This is a genomic window from Methylobacterium sp. UNC300MFChir4.1 (genome assembly GCF_900110155.1).
Lineage (GTDB): Bacteria > Pseudomonadota > Alphaproteobacteria > Rhizobiales > Beijerinckiaceae > Methylobacterium.
In genome coordinates, this window is the sequence record NZ_FOCS01000013.1 from 69,217 (window position 1) to 86,668 (window position 17,452).

Annotated in this window: 11 protein-coding genes; 5 read left to right on the forward strand and 6 right to left on the reverse strand. The window is 70.9% G+C overall.

The window, feature by feature from the left end; translation table 11 throughout:
- Positions 1-35: 35 nt before the first annotated feature.
- Positions 36-1,028, forward strand: a complete 993-nt coding sequence (gene dmeF / locus BMY19_RS18120) for a CDF family Co(II)/Ni(II) efflux transporter DmeF (protein ID WP_100252495.1) — start codon at positions 36-38, stop codon at positions 1,026-1,028.
- Positions 1,029-1,060: 32 nt separating this feature from the next.
- On the opposite strand, the gene BMY19_RS18125 is transcribed toward dmeF, so the two are convergent.
- The 5 genes from BMY19_RS18125 to BMY19_RS30935 all read right to left on the reverse strand — a co-directional run bounded on the left by BMY19_RS18125 (position 1,061) and on the right by BMY19_RS30935 (position 11,302).
- Positions 1,061-2,596, reverse strand: coding sequence for an efflux transporter outer membrane subunit (locus BMY19_RS18125; RefSeq protein WP_100252496.1), 1,536 nt, complete (start codon positions 2,594-2,596; stop codon positions 1,061-1,063).
- Positions 2,597-2,766: 170 nt separating this feature from the next.
- The gene (locus BMY19_RS18135) at positions 2,767-6,234 is read right to left on the reverse strand and encodes an efflux RND transporter permease subunit (RefSeq protein WP_100252497.1); all 3,468 of its coding nucleotides are present in this window, start codon (positions 6,232-6,234) and stop codon (positions 2,767-2,769) included.
- Positions 6,231-9,356: an MdtB/MuxB family multidrug efflux RND transporter permease subunit gene (locus BMY19_RS18140; protein ID WP_100252498.1), complete on the reverse strand. Its 3,126-nt coding sequence runs from the start codon at positions 9,354-9,356 to the stop codon at positions 6,231-6,233. The genes BMY19_RS18135 and BMY19_RS18140 overlap by 4 nt, the downstream gene beginning before the upstream one ends.
- 64 nt (positions 9,357-9,420) lie before the next feature.
- Positions 9,421-10,827, reverse strand: coding sequence for an MdtA/MuxA family multidrug efflux RND transporter periplasmic adaptor subunit (locus BMY19_RS18145; protein ID WP_100252499.1), 1,407 nt, complete (start codon positions 10,825-10,827; stop codon positions 9,421-9,423).
- 298 nt (positions 10,828-11,125) lie between these two features.
- Positions 11,126-11,302, reverse strand: coding sequence for a hypothetical protein (locus BMY19_RS30935; protein WP_170862990.1), 177 nt, complete (start codon positions 11,300-11,302; stop codon positions 11,126-11,128).
- Between the two features lie 366 nt (positions 11,303-11,668).
- Here BMY19_RS30935 and BMY19_RS18150 point away from each other — a divergent pair, with 366 nt between their 5' ends.
- From BMY19_RS18150 to BMY19_RS18165, 4 genes are all read left to right on the forward strand, one after another.
- Positions 11,669-12,838 carry an aminotransferase gene (locus tag BMY19_RS18150; protein WP_170862991.1) on the forward strand — a complete coding sequence of 390 codons (1,170 nt, stop codon included), beginning with the start codon at positions 11,669-11,671 and terminating at the stop codon, positions 12,836-12,838.
- 153 nt (positions 12,839-12,991) lie between these two features.
- Positions 12,992-13,486 (forward strand): DUF4112 domain-containing protein, encoded by a 495-nt coding sequence (locus tag BMY19_RS18155; RefSeq protein ID WP_020094022.1) that lies wholly within the window; start codon positions 12,992-12,994, stop codon positions 13,484-13,486.
- A 97-nt stretch (positions 13,487-13,583) separates the two neighbouring features.
- Positions 13,584-14,804 carry an ABC transporter permease gene (locus tag BMY19_RS18160; RefSeq protein ID WP_100252500.1) on the forward strand — a complete coding sequence of 407 codons (1,221 nt, stop codon included), beginning with the start codon at positions 13,584-13,586 and terminating at the stop codon, positions 14,802-14,804.
- A 391-nt stretch (positions 14,805-15,195) separates the two neighbouring features.
- Positions 15,196-15,735 (forward strand): Ros/MucR family transcriptional regulator, encoded by a 540-nt coding sequence (locus BMY19_RS18165; RefSeq protein ID WP_091680971.1) that lies wholly within the window; start codon positions 15,196-15,198, stop codon positions 15,733-15,735.
- A 144-nt stretch (positions 15,736-15,879) separates the two neighbouring features.
- On the opposite strand, the gene BMY19_RS18170 is transcribed toward BMY19_RS18165, so the two are convergent.
- On the reverse strand, positions 15,880-17,313 hold the full coding sequence (locus BMY19_RS18170; RefSeq protein WP_020094019.1) for an FAD-linked oxidase C-terminal domain-containing protein: 1,434 nt from the start codon (positions 17,311-17,313) through the stop codon (positions 15,880-15,882).
- Positions 17,314-17,452 lie beyond the last annotated feature (139 nt).

The window sequence follows — 17,452 nt, forward strand, 5'->3', positions numbered from 1 at the left end:
TATGCTGCGCCGAGGCTAGGATCAAGGAACCCCGCATGCATACCCATTCCCTCGAGCCCTGGGCCCACAGCCACGTCTTCCTGGGTGACCGGCACGATCGGCACGCCCGCCGGACCTGGGCGGTGGTCGCGCTCACGGCCGTCACGATGGTGGCGGAGATCGCCGGCGGCACGTGGCTCGGCTCGATGGCGCTGGTCGCCGACGGCTGGCACATGTCGACCCACGCGGCGGCCCTGGGCGTCGCGGCGCTCGCCTACCACTTCGCCCGGCGCCACGCGGACGACCCCCGCTTCAGCTTCGGCACCGGCAAGTTCGGCGACCTCGCGGCCTTCGCCAGCGCGCTGCTGCTCGGCCTGATCGCCCTGCTGATCGGCGCCGAGAGCCTCGACCGGCTGCTGCATCCGGTGGCGATCGGCTTCGGTCAGGCGATCCCGATCGCCGTGCTGGGGCTCGCCGTGAACCTCGCGAGCGTCTGGCTGCTGCACGACGACCACGACGACCACGGCCACGACGACCACGCTCACCATCACGGAGGCCACGCGCACGGAGGTCACGCGCACGCGGGCCACGCGCATGGCGGCCACGGCGGCCACGACACGAACTTCCGGGCCGCCTACGTCCACGTCCTGGCCGACACGCTGACGTCGGTCCTGGCCATCGCGGCGCTGCTCGGCGGGCGCTATCTCGGCCTCGCCTGGCTCGACCCGGCCATGGGCCTCGTCGGCACCGCGGTGATCCTGGCGTGGTCGTGGAGCCTGCTGCGGACGGCCGCCCTCGTGCTCCTCGACGCGCGGCCCTCGTCGGCGGCCACCCGGGAGATCCGGGAGCGCCTGGAGATCGGTGGCGACCGGGTCAGCGACCTGCATCTCTGGCGGGTCGGGCCGGGCCACCGGGCCGCCGTGATCGCCCTCGTCAGCGACGATCCGCAGCCGCCCGCCCACTACAAGGCGCGCCTCGCCGGTGTGAAGGGCCTGAGCCACGTCACCGTCGAGGTCCAGCCCTGCGGGGGGCACGCGGCGGCGGCCTGAAGGTCCCGCGCGGGCGCTCGGCCCGGCGGCCGCTACTCGTCGGGGCGGACCGCCTGGCCGCCCCGGTCGATCGGCAGGCTCGGGCCCTTCAGCTCGGAATCGCTCGGCAGGGCGCGCACGTCCCAGCCGCCGCCGAGCGCCCGGATCAGCGTGACCGCCGTGGTGAAGCGGTTCAGTCGCACCTGAAGGGCGTTGACCTCGTTGTTCACGAGCAGGTTCTGCGCGGTCACCACCGTGGTGAAGTTCTGGGTGCCGGCCCGGTACTCGTTGAGGGTGATCTCCACGGCCTTGCGCGACAGGTCCACGGCGGTGTCCTGCGCCCCCTGCTGCTGGCCGAGGATGCGCAAAGCCGCCATCTGGTTCTCGACCTCCGCGAAGGCGGCCAGCACCACCTGCCGGTAATTGGCCACCGCCGCGTCGTAGCCGGCCTCGGCCGAGCGCAGCGCCGCGGTGCGGGCGCCGCCGTCGAACAGCACCTCGCTGCCGGAGGCCGCCACCGACCAGACCTGGTTGGCCGCCGAGAGCAGGCCGTTGCGGGTCGCCCCCGAGATGCCGCCCTGGGCCGAGATCGTCACGGTCGGGAAGAAGGCCGCCACCGCCACGCCGATGCGCTCGCTCTGCGCCTGGACGAGGCGCTCGGCCTGGGCCACGTCGGGCCGCCGCTCCAGCAGGTCGCCGGGGATGCCCACCGGCACGCCCGGCGGGCTGCGCCCGATGCCGGATACCGGGATCGACACCTCGGAGGGCGGGCGCCCGATCAGGGTGGCGATGGCGTTGACGAACTGCACCCGGGTCAGGCGCACCGCGATGGCCTGGGCCTGGATGGTCTGGACCTGGGTCTGCGCGGTGATCACGTCGGAGCGCGCCGCGACCCCGGCGGCGTACTGGTTCTCGGTGATCGCCAGGGTCCTCTTGAAGTTCTCGACGTTCTCGTCGAGCACCTTCTGGAGGGAATCGGCGTAGCGCACCGTCAGGTAGTCGGCCGCGATCTCCGCCTGGATGCTCAGGCGGGTCAGCGCGATCGTGGCGGCGTCGGACTGCGCCAGGGCCGCCTCGCTCTCGATGGTGCGGCGCGTGCCGCCGAACAGGTCGAGCTCCCAGCTCGCCTGGCCCAGCAGCGCCACGTTGGTGCGCGTGGTGGTGCCGCTGCCGGTCCGGGTGATGCTCGGCGCGCCGATCACCGTCGGGTACAGGGCCGCCTGCGCGGAGGCGACGAGCGCCCGCGCCTGCCGGTAATTCGCCACCGCCTGCCGGAGGGACTGGTTGTCGACGTCGACGAGGCGGATCAGCCGGTCGAGGGTCGGGTCCTTGAACACCCGCCACCAGTCGCCGCGCTCGACCGCGTCGCTCGGCCGGGCCTCGCGCCAGCCCTTCTTCCGCGCCGCCACGTAGGCCGGGCTGTCCTCCCGGACACCGCCCTGCTTGTAGGCCAGCGGCGTTTCCACGGAGGGCCGGGTGTAGTCCGGGCCGACCACGCAACCGGCGAGGAGCGGGGCGGCGAGGAGGAGGGATGCGAGGGTGCGGAGCCGTTGATGGGTAAAGAGCGCACCGCCCACCCTGAACCGCATCCTGAGGTGCCGGAGCGTAGCGGAGGCCTCGAAGGAGCCCTCCAGGAATCGCGCGCCTGGCTGGAGCCCTCCTTCGAGGCTGCTGCGCGGCACCTCAGGATGAGGAGGTGGGTTGGAGGAACCCCCGCGCGCGATCGCGGCCGCCGCTGTTTCACGTGAAACCTTAACCATCACTCTCCGGCCGGCAGCGCCGCTTCTCCGCTCCGCCCGCCGCGCCTGCGCCGGTTGAGCACCCTGTGCCGGAGGCGATCGAGGGTGAGGTAGACGACGGGGGTGGTGTAGAGGGTCAGGATCTGGCTCACAATCAGCCCGCCGACGATGGCGATGCCCAGCGGGCGGCGCAGCTCCGCGCCCTCGCCGTTGGCCAGGATCAGCGGCACGGCGCCGAGCATGGCGGCCAGCGTCGTCATCATGATCGGCCGGAAGCGCAGGAGACAGGCCTCGCGGATCGCGTCCACGGGATTCGCGGCCCGGGTTCGCTCCGCGTCGATCGCCACGTCGATCATCATGATCGCGTTCTTCTTCACGATGCCGATGAGCAGGAACACCGCGATCAGCGCGATGATGGTGAAGTCGGTGCCCGTCACCAGCAGGGCCAGCACCGCGCCGACGCCGGCCGAGGGCAGGGTCGAGAGGATCGTCAGCGGGTGCACGAAGCTCTCGTAGAGGATCCCCAGCACCGCGTAGACCGCCAGGATCGCCGCCAGGATCAGCAGCGGCTGCCGCGACGCGGAGGCGACGTAGTTCTTGGCCGCGCCGGCATACTCGCCGTGGATCGTGGCGGGCAGCTGCAGGGAGGCCATGGCCCGGTCGATGGCGTCGGTGGCGTCCGACAGGCTCTTGCCCGGGGCGAGGTTGAACGAGATCGTGGTCGCCACGAACAGGCCCTGGTGGCTCACCTGCACGGGGGCGCTGCCGGGCTCGATCCGCGCGAAGGCCGAGAGCGGCACCATCGTCTCCTTGGCGGCCGAGACCGGCGCGCTCGACGAGGCGCCGCCCTTGCTCGCCGCGATGGCGTTGGCGGAGGCGTTGCGGGCCGAGTCGGACGCGATGGCGGCGGCGTTCGAGGCGGTGTCGGCCGTGCTGGCGGAGGCGGCGGCGGCCGCCGCCGCGACGGCGCCCGCGGTACCCGAGCCGCCGACGGCGCCGGAGCCCGTGGCGACGCCGGTCGCGGCGCTCGCCGACGACCCGCTGCCCGGGCTGCTGGTGCCGGTCGCCGCGTTGGTGTTGACGGTCCCACCCGCCGCCACCGTGCCGGCGACCGCGTTGGTGGTGGCCGAGCCCGGCGCGTTGCCGCCCGAGGTCGAGACGTAGATCTGCTTGAGCGTCTCCGGCGTCTCGAGGTAGCGCGGCGCGATCTCCATCACGACGTGGTACTGGTTCAGCGGGTTGTAGATCGTCGAGACCTGGCGCTGGCCGAAGGCGTCGTAGAGGGTGTTGTCGATCTTGTTCGGCGTGATGCCGTAGCGGAACGCGGTCGCGCGGTCGATCACGACCCGGCTCTCCAGCCCGCCCTCCTGCTGGTCCGAGGTCACGTCCGCGAAGGTCGGGTCCTTCTGCAGGGCCGCCACCAGCTTCGGGGCGGCGGCGAACAGCTCCTCGGCGGTGTCCCCCTGGAGAGTGTACTGGTACTGGGCGAAGCTCTGGCGGCCGCCCATCTGCAGGTCCTGGCGGGGGAAGACGTAGAGGCGCGCGCCCGCGACCTGCGCGAGCTTCGGCCGCAGCCGCGCCATCACGGCCGAGATCGGCGCCCGCTCGTTGAGCGGCTTCAGGCCGACGAAGACGTTGGCCGAGTTGGTGCCGCGGCCGCCCGTGAAGCCGACGACGCTCTCGACCGCCGGATCCGCCCCGACGATCGCGGTCGCCTGCGTGAGCTTCTTCTCCATCAATTGGAACGAGATGCGCTGGTCGGCCTGGATGCCGCCCATCATCTGCCCGGTATCCTGCTCGGGGAAGAACCCCTTCGGGACGATGATGTAGAGGTAGACGTTGAGCCCGACCGTGGCGAGCAGGCTCAGCAGGACGAGGCGCGGATGGGCGAGCGCCACCTCCAGCGTCCGCGCGTAGGCCCCGAGCAGCCGGGCGAAGCCGCCCTCCAAAATCCGGATCAGCAGGTTCGGCCGGCGGCCGGCCGGCGGTTCGCCATTGGGGCCATGCCCCTCGGCCCGGAGCAGCCGGGCACACATCATCGGCGTGGTCGTGAGCGAGAGCACCAAGGAAATCAGGATCGACAGCGACAGCGTCACCGAAAATTCCTGGAAGATGCGGCCGACGAGGCCGCCCATCAGCAGGATCGGCAGGAACACCGCGATGAGTGACAGGCTCATCGAGATCACCGTGAACCCGACCTCCCGCGCGCCGATCAGCGCCGCCTGGAGCCGGGGCTTGCCCTCCTCGATGTGCCGCTGGACGTTCTCCAGCACCACGATGGCGTCGTCGACCACGAAGCCGGTGCCGATGATCAGCGCGGTCAGCGACAGGATGTTGAGCGAGTAGCCGAGCAGGTACATCGCCGAGAAAGTGCCGACGATCGAGATCGGCACGGCGACCGCCGGGATCAGCGTGGCCCGCCAGGAGCGCAGGAAGCCGTACACCACCAGGATGACGAGGCCGACCGCCACCAGCAGCGTCTCCTCGGTGGCCGCGAGGGAGGCGCGGATCGTGGCGCTGCGATCGCCGGTGAGCTTGATGTCGATGCCGCCGGGCAGGGAGGCGGTGATCTGCGGCAGCGCCTCCTTCACGGCGTTGATGGTCTCGACCACGTTGGCGCCGGGCTGCTTGTAGACGAACAGCAGCACGCCCGGCTTGCCGTTGACGATGCCGAGGTTGCGCTTGTCCTCGACCCCGTCGAGCACCTGCCCGACATCGGTGAGCTTCACCGCGGCGCCGTTGCGGTAGGCCACGATGATGTCGCGGTAATCGGCGGCCTTGCGGCCCTGGTCGTTGGCGTAGAGCTGGTAGCGGCGGTCGCCCGCGTCGATCTCGCCCTTGGGCGAGTTCGCGTTCGCGGAGGCGAGCGCGGCCCGGATGCCCTCGAGGCCGATGCCGTAGTTGAACAGGGCCGTGGGATCGAGCTCGACCCGCACCGCCGGCAGGGACGAGCCGCCGATATCGACGTTGCCGACGCCTGGCAGCTGCGACAGCTTCTGCTGCACCACGGTGGCGGCGGAATCGTAGACCTGGCCGCGGGTCAGCGTCTCCGAGGTCATGCCGAGGATGATGATCGGCGTGTCGGCGGGGTTGAACTTCCGGTAGGTCGGGTTCTGCCGGAGCGAGGCGGGCAGGTCGGCGCGCGCCGCGTTGATGGCGGCCTGGACGTCGCGGGCCGCGCCGTCGATGTCGCGGTTGAGGCCGAACAGCAGCACGATTCGGGTCGAGCCGAGGGAGTTCGTGGACGTCATCTCGTTGACGTCCGCGATGGCGCCGAGCCGCCGCTCCAGGGGCGCCGCCACGGTGGTCGCCATGGTGTCGGGCGAGGCGCCGGCCATCTGCGCCTGGACGAGGATGACCGGGAAGTCGATCTGCGGCAGCGGCGCCACCGGCAGCTTCAGGAAGGCGAACAGCCCGGCGAGCAGCACGCCGATCGTGAGCAGCGTGGTCGCCACCGGCCGCCGGATGAACGGCTCGGAGATGTTCACGGCAGCGCCTCGCCGGGCGCGAGATCCGGCCCCCGCCGCCCCGAGATCCGCCGCTCCAGCCGGTCGAAGGCCAGGTAGATCACCGGCGTGGTGAACAGCGTCAGCACCTGGCTGACGATCAGGCCGCCCGCGATGCAGATGCCGAGCGGCTGGCGCAGCTCGGAGCCGACGCCGGTGCCGAGGATCAGCGGCACCGCCGCGAAGAGCGCCGCCAGCGTCGTCATCAGAATCGGCCGGAAGCGCAGCAGGCAGGCCTGGAAGATCGCCTCGCGGGGCTCGAGCCCGTCCTCGCGCTCCGCCTGGAGCGCGAAGTCGATCATCATGATGGCGTTCTTCTTCACGATGCCGATCAGCAGCACGATGCCGATCACCGCGATGATGTCGAGCGACAGGCCGAACAGCATCAGGCCGAGCAGCGCCCCGATCCCCGCCGACGGCAGGGTCGAGAGGATCGTGATCGGGTGGATGAAGCTCTCGTAGAGCACGCCCAGCACGATGTAGACGGTCACGATCGCCGCCAGGACCAGGAACAGCTCGTTGCTGAGCGCCGACTGGAAGGCGAAGACCGAGCCCTGCGGCACCACCCGGAACGAGGGCGGCAGGCCGATCTCGGCCTTGACCTTGTCGATCGCCTCGACCGCCTGCCCCAGCGCCGCGCCGGGGGCGAGGTTGAACGACACGGTGGTGGCCGGGAACTGGCCGAGATGAGAGATCAGCAGCGGCGCCCGCCGCTCGCTGATCCGCGCGACCGCCGAGAGCGGCACCTGCCCGTTGGTCGCCGTGGAGGAGGGCAGGTAGATCGCGTCGAGGCTGCGGAGCGTCGTGTGCAGCTTCGGGTCGGCCTCCAGGATCACCCGGTACTGGTTGGACTGGGTGAAGATCGTCGAGATGATCCGCTGGCCGAAGGCGTCGTAGAGGGCGTTGTCGATCGTCGCCGGGGTGATGCCGTAGCGGCCGGCGGTCGGCCGGTCGATGGTCACGTAGGCGGCGAGCCCCTGGCCCTGGTGGTCGCTCGCCACGTCGGTGACCACGGGCGACTTCGCCAGCGCCTCGGTGAAGCGCGGCACCCAGGTCTCGAAATCGTCGATGTTCGGGCTCTCCAGGATCACTTGGTACTGGGTCGCTGAGACCGCGGTGTCGATGGTCAGGTCCTGGACCGGCTGCATGTAGAGCCGCATGCCGGGCTGGTTGGCCGCCGCCGCCGAGATCCGCCGGATGATCGCGCTGGCCGTCGCGGTGCGCGCGTCCCGGGGCTTCAGGTTGATCAGCATCCGGCCGGAATTGAGCGTGACATTCTGGCCGTCGACCCCGATGAACGACGACAGGCTCGCCACGTCCGGGTCCTTGAGGACGATCTCGGCCATCCGCTGCTGGCGCTCGGCCATGGCGGCGTAGGAGACCGACTGGTCGGCCTGGGTGATGCCCTGGATGACGCCCGTGTCCTGCACGGGGAAGAAGCCCTTCGGGATCACCGCGAACAGGTAGATCGTGAGCCCGAGCGTGCCGAGCGCCACCAGCAGCGTCAGGCCCTGGTGGTTGAGGACGACCCGCAGGGAGCGGCCGTAGGACTCGATCGTGCCGTCGATGGCGCGCCGGCCCAGGCGCGAGAGGACGCCCTCCCGGCGGCGGTGGCCGGCTTCCGGGACGTGCTTCAGGAGCCGCGCGCACAGCATCGGCACCAGCGTCAGCGAGACCACCGCCGAGATGATGATCGTGGCCGCCAGCGTGATGGCGAATTCGTGGAACAGCCGCCCGACCACGTCGCCCATGAACAGGAGCGGGATCAGCACGGCGATCAGCGAGACGGTCAGCGAGATGATGGTGAAGCCGATCTCGCGGGAGCCCTTGAGCGCCGCCTCCAGGGGCGAGTCCCCGGCCTCCACGTGCCGGGCGATGTTCTCGATCACCACGATGGCGTCGTCGACCACGAAGCCGGTGGCGATGGTGAGCGCCATCAGCGACAGGTTGTCGAGGGAGAAGCCGTAGAGGTCCATGACCGACAGGGCGCCGACCAGCGACAGCGGCACCGACAGGCTCGGGATCAGGGTCGCCGACAGGCTGCGCAGGAACAGGAAGATCACCAGCACCACGAGCGCGATGGCGAGGCCGAGCTCGAACTGCACGTCCTCCACGGAGGCGCGGATCGTGGTGGTCCGGTCGGTGAGCGGCGCCACCGCGACGGCGGCCGGCAGGCTCGCCTGGAGCTGCGGCAGCAGCGACTTGATCTTGTCGACGGTCGCGATGACGTTGGCGCCGGGCTGGCGCTGGATGTTCAGGATGACCGCCGGCGTCGCGTCCGCCCAGGCGCCGAGCTTGGTGTTCTCCGGCCCCTCGACCACGTCGGCCACCTCCGAGAGCATCACCGGGGCGCCGTTGCGGTAGGCGATGATCGCCGCGTCGTAGGCCTTCGGGTCGCGGATCTGGTCGTTGGCGTTGATCGCGTAGGACTGCTTCGGCCCGTCGATCGTGCCCTTCGGCGTGTTGACGTTGAGGTTGGTGATGGTGGTGCGCAGGTCGTCGATGTTGAGCCCGTAGGCGGCGAGCGCCCGCGCGTTGAACCGCACCCGCACGGCCGGGCGCTGGCCGCCCGAGATGCTCACGAGGCCGACGCCCGCCACCTGGCTGATCTTCTGCGCGAGGCGCGACTCGGCGAGGTCGCGCACCTGGGTAAGCGGCAGGGTCTTGGAGGTGAGCGCCAGCGTCAGGACCGGCGCGTCGGCCGGGTTGACCTTCGCGTAGATCGGCGGCGCCGGCAGGTCGGAGGGCAGGAGGTTGCCGGCGGCGTTGATCGCCGCCTGGACCTGCTGCTCGGCGATGTCCAGCGGCAGGTCCAGGCTGAACTGCAGGGTGATGACCGAGGCGCCCGCCGAGGATTGCGAGGTCATCTGGTTGAGGTTGGCGAGCTGGCCGAACTGCCGCTCCAGCGGCGCCGTCACCGAGGAGGTCATCACCTCGGGGCTGGCGCCGGGATAGAAGGTCTGGACCTGGATCGTCGGGTAATCGACCGCCGGCAGCGCCGAGACGGGCAGGTTCAGGTACGACACGCCGCCGACGATCAGGATCGCCAGCATCAGCAGCGTCGTGGCCACCGGTCGCAGGATGAACAGGCGAGACGGGTTCATGACGCGTTCCCGTTATCCCTTCCCCCGCGGAGGGGGGAGAGGGAGTGTCGCGCCAGAGCCGTCCTCACTGCGCCTGACGGCGCCGGTGCCGACGACCGCCCTCCGCTGTCCCTTGGGAATCCGTCGCCGCGTCGGCCGGCGCGGCGGGCTTCACATCCCCCTTGCCGTCAGCCTTGCCGTCCGGCTTCGCCGCCGCGGCCTTGCCGTCGCCGGCGGCCGCCGGCGCGCCCTCGGTGATGCGCACCGGCGCGCCGTCCTTCAGCCGGTCGGTGCCGTCCGTGACGACGCGGTCACCCGGGTTCAGCCCGGAGACCACCACCGTGTGGGTCCCGTCAGTCTCGCCGGTCTTGATCGGCCGGACCGTGACCTTGCTGTCCCCGTCCATCAGGTAGACGTAGGTGCCGGGCGTGCCCTGGAGCAGGCTGGAATTCGGCACCAGCGTCGCGCCCCGCACCGTGTCGACGGTCAGCTTGGCGTTGACGAACTGGTTCGGGAACAGCTCCTCGTCGGAATTGTCGAACAGCGCGCGCAGCTTCACCGTGCCGGTGGTCGTGTCGATCTGGTTGTCGACCGTGTCGAGGCGGCCGGTGGCGATCTCGTGGGCGTCGCCGCGGTCGTAGGCCCGCACGGTGAGCTTCGCGCCCGCCCGCACCTGCCGCATCACCCGCGACACGTCGTCCTCCGGCAGGGTGAACACCACCGAGATCGGGTGGAGCTGGGTCACCACCACGATCGCCGTGGAGGCGGCCGAGATGTAGTTGCCCTGGTCGACCTGGCGCAGGCCGACGCGGCCGTCCACCGGCGAGACGATGTGCGTGTAGGCGATGTTGAGCTTCTGCTGATCGACGAGCGCCTGGTCGGCCGCGACCGTGCCCTCGTTCTGCTTCACCAGGGCGGCCTGCGTGTCGACGTTCTGCTTCGAGATCGAGTCCTGCCGGTTCAGCGTCTGGTAGCGCTGCAGGTCGAGCTTCGAGTTCTGGAGCAGCGCCTGGTCGCGGGCGAGCTGGCCCTGGTACTGCGCGAGCAGCGCCTCGTAGGGGCGGGAATCGATCCGGGCGAGCTCGTCGCCCGCCTTCACGGTCTGGCCCTCCCGGAACTGCACCTGCGTGAGGTAGCCGCTGATCTGCGACTTCACCGTCACGGTGGCGAGCGGCGTCACGGTGCCGAGGCCCTGCAGCACCACCGGCATGTCGCCGGTCGTGGCGCTGGCGATGCCCACCGCCTGCGGCATGTCGGCCCCGCCGCGCCGGCCGCCGTGGCCGCCGGTGTGATGCGCCGTCGCCGGCTCGGCGCCCTTGCCGGTGCGGGCCTCGTACCAGCGGTGGCCGATCGCCCCGGCGCCGGCGAGCAGCACCAGGAACACGAGCCAGCGGATCGGGCGGAAGCGCCGCGTCCGGACCTCGCGCGCGGGCGCCTCGCCGGGCTGGTAGGCGCGGGCCGTGTCGGTCCGGATCGGTGAACTCTCGTTCATGCCTGACTAGAGCACAGGACGGTCGTCTGCGCGACCGGCGGCACCCTATCCCTCGCTGTCCAAGCCCCCATGCCGCCCCCGGAACGCCGCGTCCCGGAAGCCCGTCCTGAAGCCGCCCGGTCCCGCGGGACCCGACGGCTCCGATCCCGTGTACGGGAGCGTAAGCCCATAAAGCTGTCCGGGCCCCGAACGGCTCCTTACCGCGGCGTCATGGACACCCGCGGCCGCGCCGCTCGCGCACCTCGCGGCGCCCTCCACCGGTGCCCGGCCAATGCGCCGTCACTAGGGCGGCGACGTTTCACTCGTGTTGCTGGGGCCCGCTGGACGCGTCCGGTACCGCATAAGCGCGCAGCACCGCCCGGAACGCGGGATCGACCGGGGTAACGGCCACGGCGCGGCGCAGGCCGAGTCCGAGGCCGCCGACCAGCAGCGCCAGCACGAGGCAGCCGAGGAACGCGCGTGAGGAGGGCCGCATCGTCGTATCCGGTGGCCGACCCAGCGAGCGGGGCGTGAGCGGGTGCGGCCGCGTCCGGACATGCCGAAAGGGCCACCGACCCGCAAGTCGATGGCCCTTCTGGGGACCGGAGCGGCGCCCCGCTGACGGAGCGAGGGGGCGAAGCTCCGTCGGCGTGTGCGCCGCTCCGGCCGTGATCCGAACCTAAGAGACGGGTGATGAATGTCAACATTCGTCAGCAGGCCCCGGCGCGTCGGAGACCGGGTCTGTGCGACCGCGCACATTCCGCAACGCGCGACGGCCATGTTACAGGCCGGCGATGCCGAGACCCGCCATGCCGACTCTCTCGATGCCCGGCGCCGCGTGCCGTACCGTGGGCCGCGCCGCATGAGGTCCGCCGTCATCAACCCCGTCTTCGACGCGCTGCCCACGACCGTGTTCGAGACCATGTCGCGTCTCGCGCGGGTCCACGGTGCGATCAATCTCGGCCAGGGATTCCCGGACGACGCCGGGCCGGCGGATGTCCGCGAGCGGGGCGCGCGGGCGCTCCTAGACGGCTGGAACCAGTACCCGCCGATGATGGGCCTGCCGGCCCTGCGCGAGGCGGTCGCCGCCCATTACGCGCAGCACCAGGGCCTCGTCCTCGACCCGGAGACCGAGGTGATGGTCACCTCCGGGGCGACCGAGGCCCTGGCCGGCGCGCTCCTGGCGCTGATCGAGCCCGGCGACGAGGTCGTGCTGTTCGCGCCCATGTACGACGCCTACCTGCCCCTGGTCCGGCGGGCGGGCGGCGTGCCGCGGGTCGTGGCGCTCCGGCCCCCGGACTTCCGCCTCGACGAGGCCGCGCTCGCGGAGGCTTTCGGGGCGCGGACCCGGGTCGTGGTGCTGAACAACCCCCTCAACCCGAGCGCCACCCTGTTCGCGCCCGAGGACCTCGACCTGCTCGCCCGCTACTGCCAGCGCTTCGACGTGACCGCCCTCTGCGACGAGGTCTGGGAGCACGTGGTGTTCGACGGCGCGCGCCACCGGCCGCTGATGGCGCTGCCCGGGATGCGGGAGCGGACCGTCAAGATCGGCTCGGCCGGCAAGATCTTCTCCCTCACCGGCTGGAAGGTCGGCTTCGTGATGGCCGATGCCCGGCTGATGCGCGGGCTCGCCAAGGCGCACCAGTTCCTGACCTTCACGACGCCCCCGAACCTCCAGGAGGCGGTGGCCTACGGGCTGGGCAAGCCGGCCCCGTGGTTCGAGGCGATGCGGGCCGGCTACGCCCGGTCCCGCGACCGGCTCGCGGACGGCCTGCGCGGCCTCGGCTTCACCGTGCTGCCGGCCCGGGCCACGTGGTTCCTCAACATCGACATCGCCGCCCGCGGCCACGCCAACGACGTGGCCTTCTGCGAGGCCCTGGTCACCCGTCACGGCGTCGCGGCGATCCCCGTGAGCGCCTTCTACCCGGACGCCTCCGTGCGCGGCCTCGTCCGGCTCTGCTTCGCCAAGGACGACGCGACCCTGGATGCGGCGCTCGACCGCATGCGCGGGCTCCCGGGGGCCGGGGCATGAGGGTCGGCTCGAGGGACGGCATGACGGGCAGCAGGACGGGCATCACGGCGGGCATCACGGCGGACCGCGCCCGCCGAGCGGGCACCGTCCTTGCGGGGATCCCGGCGGGGGGCCACATCGTTGGGGACGATGGCTTCCCGACGGATCCCGACCATGGACTTCACCCAGGCTGCCCAGGCCGGGCGTTTCGCCCGTGCCGAGACCTTCCCCGGAGGCGAGACCCGCGCCGGCACCCGGCCCCCCTACCTGTCGGCGGATCTCGGCCGGGAGGCGAGCCTCGCCCGGCTGGAGACGCTGGCCCACCTGATGGACACCGCCTTCGTCATCCCGGGCATCAATCGGCGGGTCGGGTTCGACGCGCTGATCGGCCTCGTGCCGGTGATCGGCGACCTGGCCGGCATGGTGATCTCGTCCTTCATCGTCTACGAGGCGAAGCGCCTCGGGGCGCCGCGCTGGCTGGTGGCCCGGATGGGCCTGAACGTGGCCTTCGACGGGCTGATCGGCGCCGTGCCGGTGGCGGGCGACCTGTTCGACGCCGCCTTCAAGGCCAATCGCCGCAACGTCCGTCTGCTGCGCCGCTGGCTGGAGCGCAGCGGCAACCTGCGTCCCACCGAGATCGACGGCACCGCGACCCGGCTCGACGGCTGAGCGTTACCGGCCTCCGTCCCGCGGCCGACCGGTCGCGGGGCCGCCCGGATATCGGGGCGGCCGGCGCGCGCGCGACGCGGCCCGGGAGGCAGCACGGATGAACGAGGTCACGCGTCCCGGCGACAGCGAGGTCGTGCCCGCGCCGATGCCCGGTGCCCAGCCGCTGGTCCTGCGGCCGGACGAGGGCGCGCCGCCGCCGGTCCTGCCCGGGGCCGCCGGCCGGCGCGCCCGGCTGTCGCCGCTCAACCGGCGCCGCCTCGACAATTTCCGCCGCAATCGGCTCGGCTACGGGTCGTTCGTGATCTTCACGGTCCTGTTCGTGCTCAGCCTGTTCGCGGAGTTCATCGCCAACGACCGCCCGATCGTGATGTCCTACAAGGGCGAGTGGCTGGTCCCGGTCCTGGTCGACTATCCGGAGGAGAAGTTCGGCGGCTTCCTCGCCACGACCGACTACCGCTCCCCCGAGATCCGCCGGGAGATCGCGGCGAACGGCTGGGCACTGTGGCCGCCGATCCCGTACGCGTACGACACGATCAACGAGGACCTGCCGACGCCGTCGCCGTCGCCGCCGACCTGGATGCTCACGGACGCGCAGTGCAAGCCCGTCGCCGAGAAGCTCGGCGGCTCGACCTGCGCGGACATTCCCCAGCACTGGCTCGGCACCGACAACACCACGCGGGACGTGCTGGCGCGGGTGATCTACGGCTTCCGCATCTCGGTCCTGTTCGGTCTGATCCTGGCCGCGGTCTCGTCGGTGATCGGGGTCATCGCGGGGGCCGTGCAGGGCTATTTCGGCGGCTGGGTCGATCTCGCCTTCCAGCGCTTCATCGAGGTCTGGGGCGGCATCCCGACCCTCTACCTGATCATCATCATCTCGGCCTTCATCGCCCCGGGCTTCTTCGTCCTGCTCGGGATCATGCTGCTGTTCTCCTGGGTCGCGCTGGTGAGCGTGGTGCGTGCCGAGTTCCTGCGGGCGCGGAACTTCGAGTATGTCCGGGCGGCCCGGGCGCTGGGGCTGTCGAATATCCGGATCATGACGGTCCACCTGCTGCCGAACGCCATGGTGGCGACGCTGACCTTCCTGCCGTTCATCCTGAACGGCTCGATCACCACCCTGACCTCGCTCGACTTCCTCGGCTTCGGCCTGCCGCCGGGCTCGCCGTCCCTCGGAGAGCTTCTCGCGCAGGGCAAGGACAATCTGACCGCGCCGTGGCTCGGATTGACCGGTTTCCTGGTCATCGCCGTGATGTTGAGCCTGCTCGTCTTCGCCGGCGAGGCCGTGCGGGACGCCTTCGATCCGCGCAAGACTTTCGCCTGAGGCCGCGCGGGTTGCGAAAATGACGCAGGGCCTCGCCCCGCGCTCGCACAACTGTACGAAGATTGCGCATTGTGCCCGCACGACCGGGCGGCAATCGTATACGACCGTCTAGAGCCGGCCCCTGACCCGGGGGTAAAGGTCTCTGCCGGTTGCGAAAACCCGCTTCGAGGAAGCGACTAGAATTCGCCGGGCGGACACCGATAAAGCGTCTCAGAAGTGTCCCTTAAGTGCCGCCAATGCAACCATACCCTGTAAGCCTCGCCGCGTGATGCAGAGTTAGACTTCGGTCTCATCACAGATAATTGTATGGCGCGGCTTGCATTTTTCGGACGCTGACTTAACTCGCGAAAAGTGGGGATCCCATCAGGCATTTGTGCCGAGGAACGAGAGAATGTCAGAAGCTGCGCCGACATCGCAATTGGATTTCATCGAGCGGACCGTGGACGTCGTCGCGGCCTACGTTTCCAACAACTCGCTGCCCTCGGCCGAATTGCCGGCCCTGATCGCGAGCATCCACGAGGCGCTGAACACGATCGGGGCCGGCCCCGTCGCTCCGGCGACCGAGAGCGTCGAGCGGCCGACGCCCGCCCAGATCCGCAAGTCGATCCGCCCCGACGGGCTGGTCAGCTTCATCGACGGGAAGTCGTACAAGACGCTGAAGCGTCACCTGACCAAGCACGGTCTCGATCCGCAGACCTACCGCGAGCGCTACGGCCTGCCGGCCGATTACCCGACCACTTCGGCGAACTACTCGGCGCAGCGCTCGGCGCTCGCCAAGAGCCTCGGCCTCGGCCAGCCGGGCCGGTCCCCGGCGTCCGACAAGGCCGCCGCCGAGGAGGAGGCTGCCGCCCCCGCCTCCGCCCCTGCCTCCGGTCGCCGCAAGACCGCCGCGAGCAAGACCCGGGCGAGCCGCAAGGTCGAGGCCGCCTGAGCGCGGCCGCGAGGCCCGGACGGGGGCGGGCGATCGGAGACGATCGCGCCCGCACCGGTCCGGACTTGTTCGCCAGACCTGTTGGCCGGGCTCTCGGCCAAGCTCTCGGCCAAGCTCTCGGCCGGACCCCGCGCGCGGCGCGGCTCAGGCCGCGAGGCGCCCGTCCAGCGGGAACACCTTGGCAGGATTCAGCATCCAGTCCGGATCGAACACCGCCTTGACCCGCATCTGCTGCTCGAGATCGACCTGGTCGTACTGGAAGCGCATCAACTCGCGCTTCTCGATACCGACCCCGTGCTCGCCGGTGAGGCAGCCGCCGACCTCGACGCAGAGCTTCAGGATCTCGTCGCCCGCGGCCTCGGCCTTCTGCAATTCGCCGGGCGTGTTGATGTCGAACAGGATCAGCGGGTGCAGGTTGCCGTCGCCCGCGTGGAACACGTTGGCGACGCGCAGGCCCTTCTCGGCGCAGATGGCGCCGATCCGCTCCAGCACCGGCCCGAGCTGGCCGGTGGGGATCGTCCCGTCCATGCAGATGTAGTCGGAGATCCGGCCGGTCGCCCCGAAGGCCGACTTGCGGCCCTTCCAGATCGCGGCCGATTCCGCCTCCGAGCGCGAGACGCGCAGGCTGGTCGGTCGAAAATCCCGGGCGATCGTCTCGATCCGCGCCAGCATAGCGTCGCACTCGGCGTCCGAGCCCTCGACCTCGATGATCAGCATCGCCTCGGCGTCGCGCGGGTAGCCGGCCTGGGCGAAGTCCTCGGTGATGAGGATCGCCTCGCGGTCCATGTACTCGATCGCCACCGGGATGATCCCGGCCGCGATGATCGCCGCGACGCAGTCGCCCGCATCCTCGACCTTCGAGAAGCCGACCAGCACCGGGCGCGCGCCCTCGGCGGCGCGCAGGATCCGCACGGTCGCCTCGGTGACGATGCCGAGCTGCCCCTCCGAGCCGCAGACGAGGCCGAGCAGGTCGTAGCCGCCGCTGTCGAGGTGCTGGCCGCCGATCTCCACCACGGTGCCGTCGTTGAGCACCAGGGTGACGCCGAGCAGGTTGTTGGTGGTCACGCCGTATTTCAGGCAGTGCGCGCCGCCCGAATTCATCGCGATGTTTCCGGCGATCGTGCAGGCGAGTTGGCTCGACGGGTCGGGAGCGTAGAAGAAGCCCTCGTGGCTGACCGCCCCGGAGATCGCCAGGTTGGTGATGCCGCTCTGCACCCGGGCGGTGCGGTTGGCGAAGTCCATGTCGAGGACCTGGGTCATCTTGCCGACGCCGAGGATGATCGCGTCGGCCTGCGCGATGGCGCCGCCCGCGAGCGAGGTGCCGGCGCCCCGGGGCACGACCCGCACGCCGTTGGCGTGGCAGTAGGCCATCACGGCGGCGACCTCCGCGGTGGTGGAGGGCAGCACCACGGCGAGCGGCATCTGCCGGTAGGCGGTGAGCCCGTCGGTCTCGAAGGCCCGGCGCTCGTCCTCGCTGACCACCAGCGCCTCCGGCGCGACCAGGGGCGCGAGGCCGGCCAGGATCGCCTCGCGGCGGGCGAGGATCGCGGGATCGGGGTCGGGGAAGCGGATGGTCATGGGGCTCTTGCCCTCCTGGGGCCCGCGGCGCGGGACGGCGCGCGGGGTGGCGTGCCGGGAGCATGGACCCCGGCGGCCGCGCCTTCAACCGGCGTGCGGCGCTGCGTCGTCCCCGCGTCACATTTCAACCACGACGGCT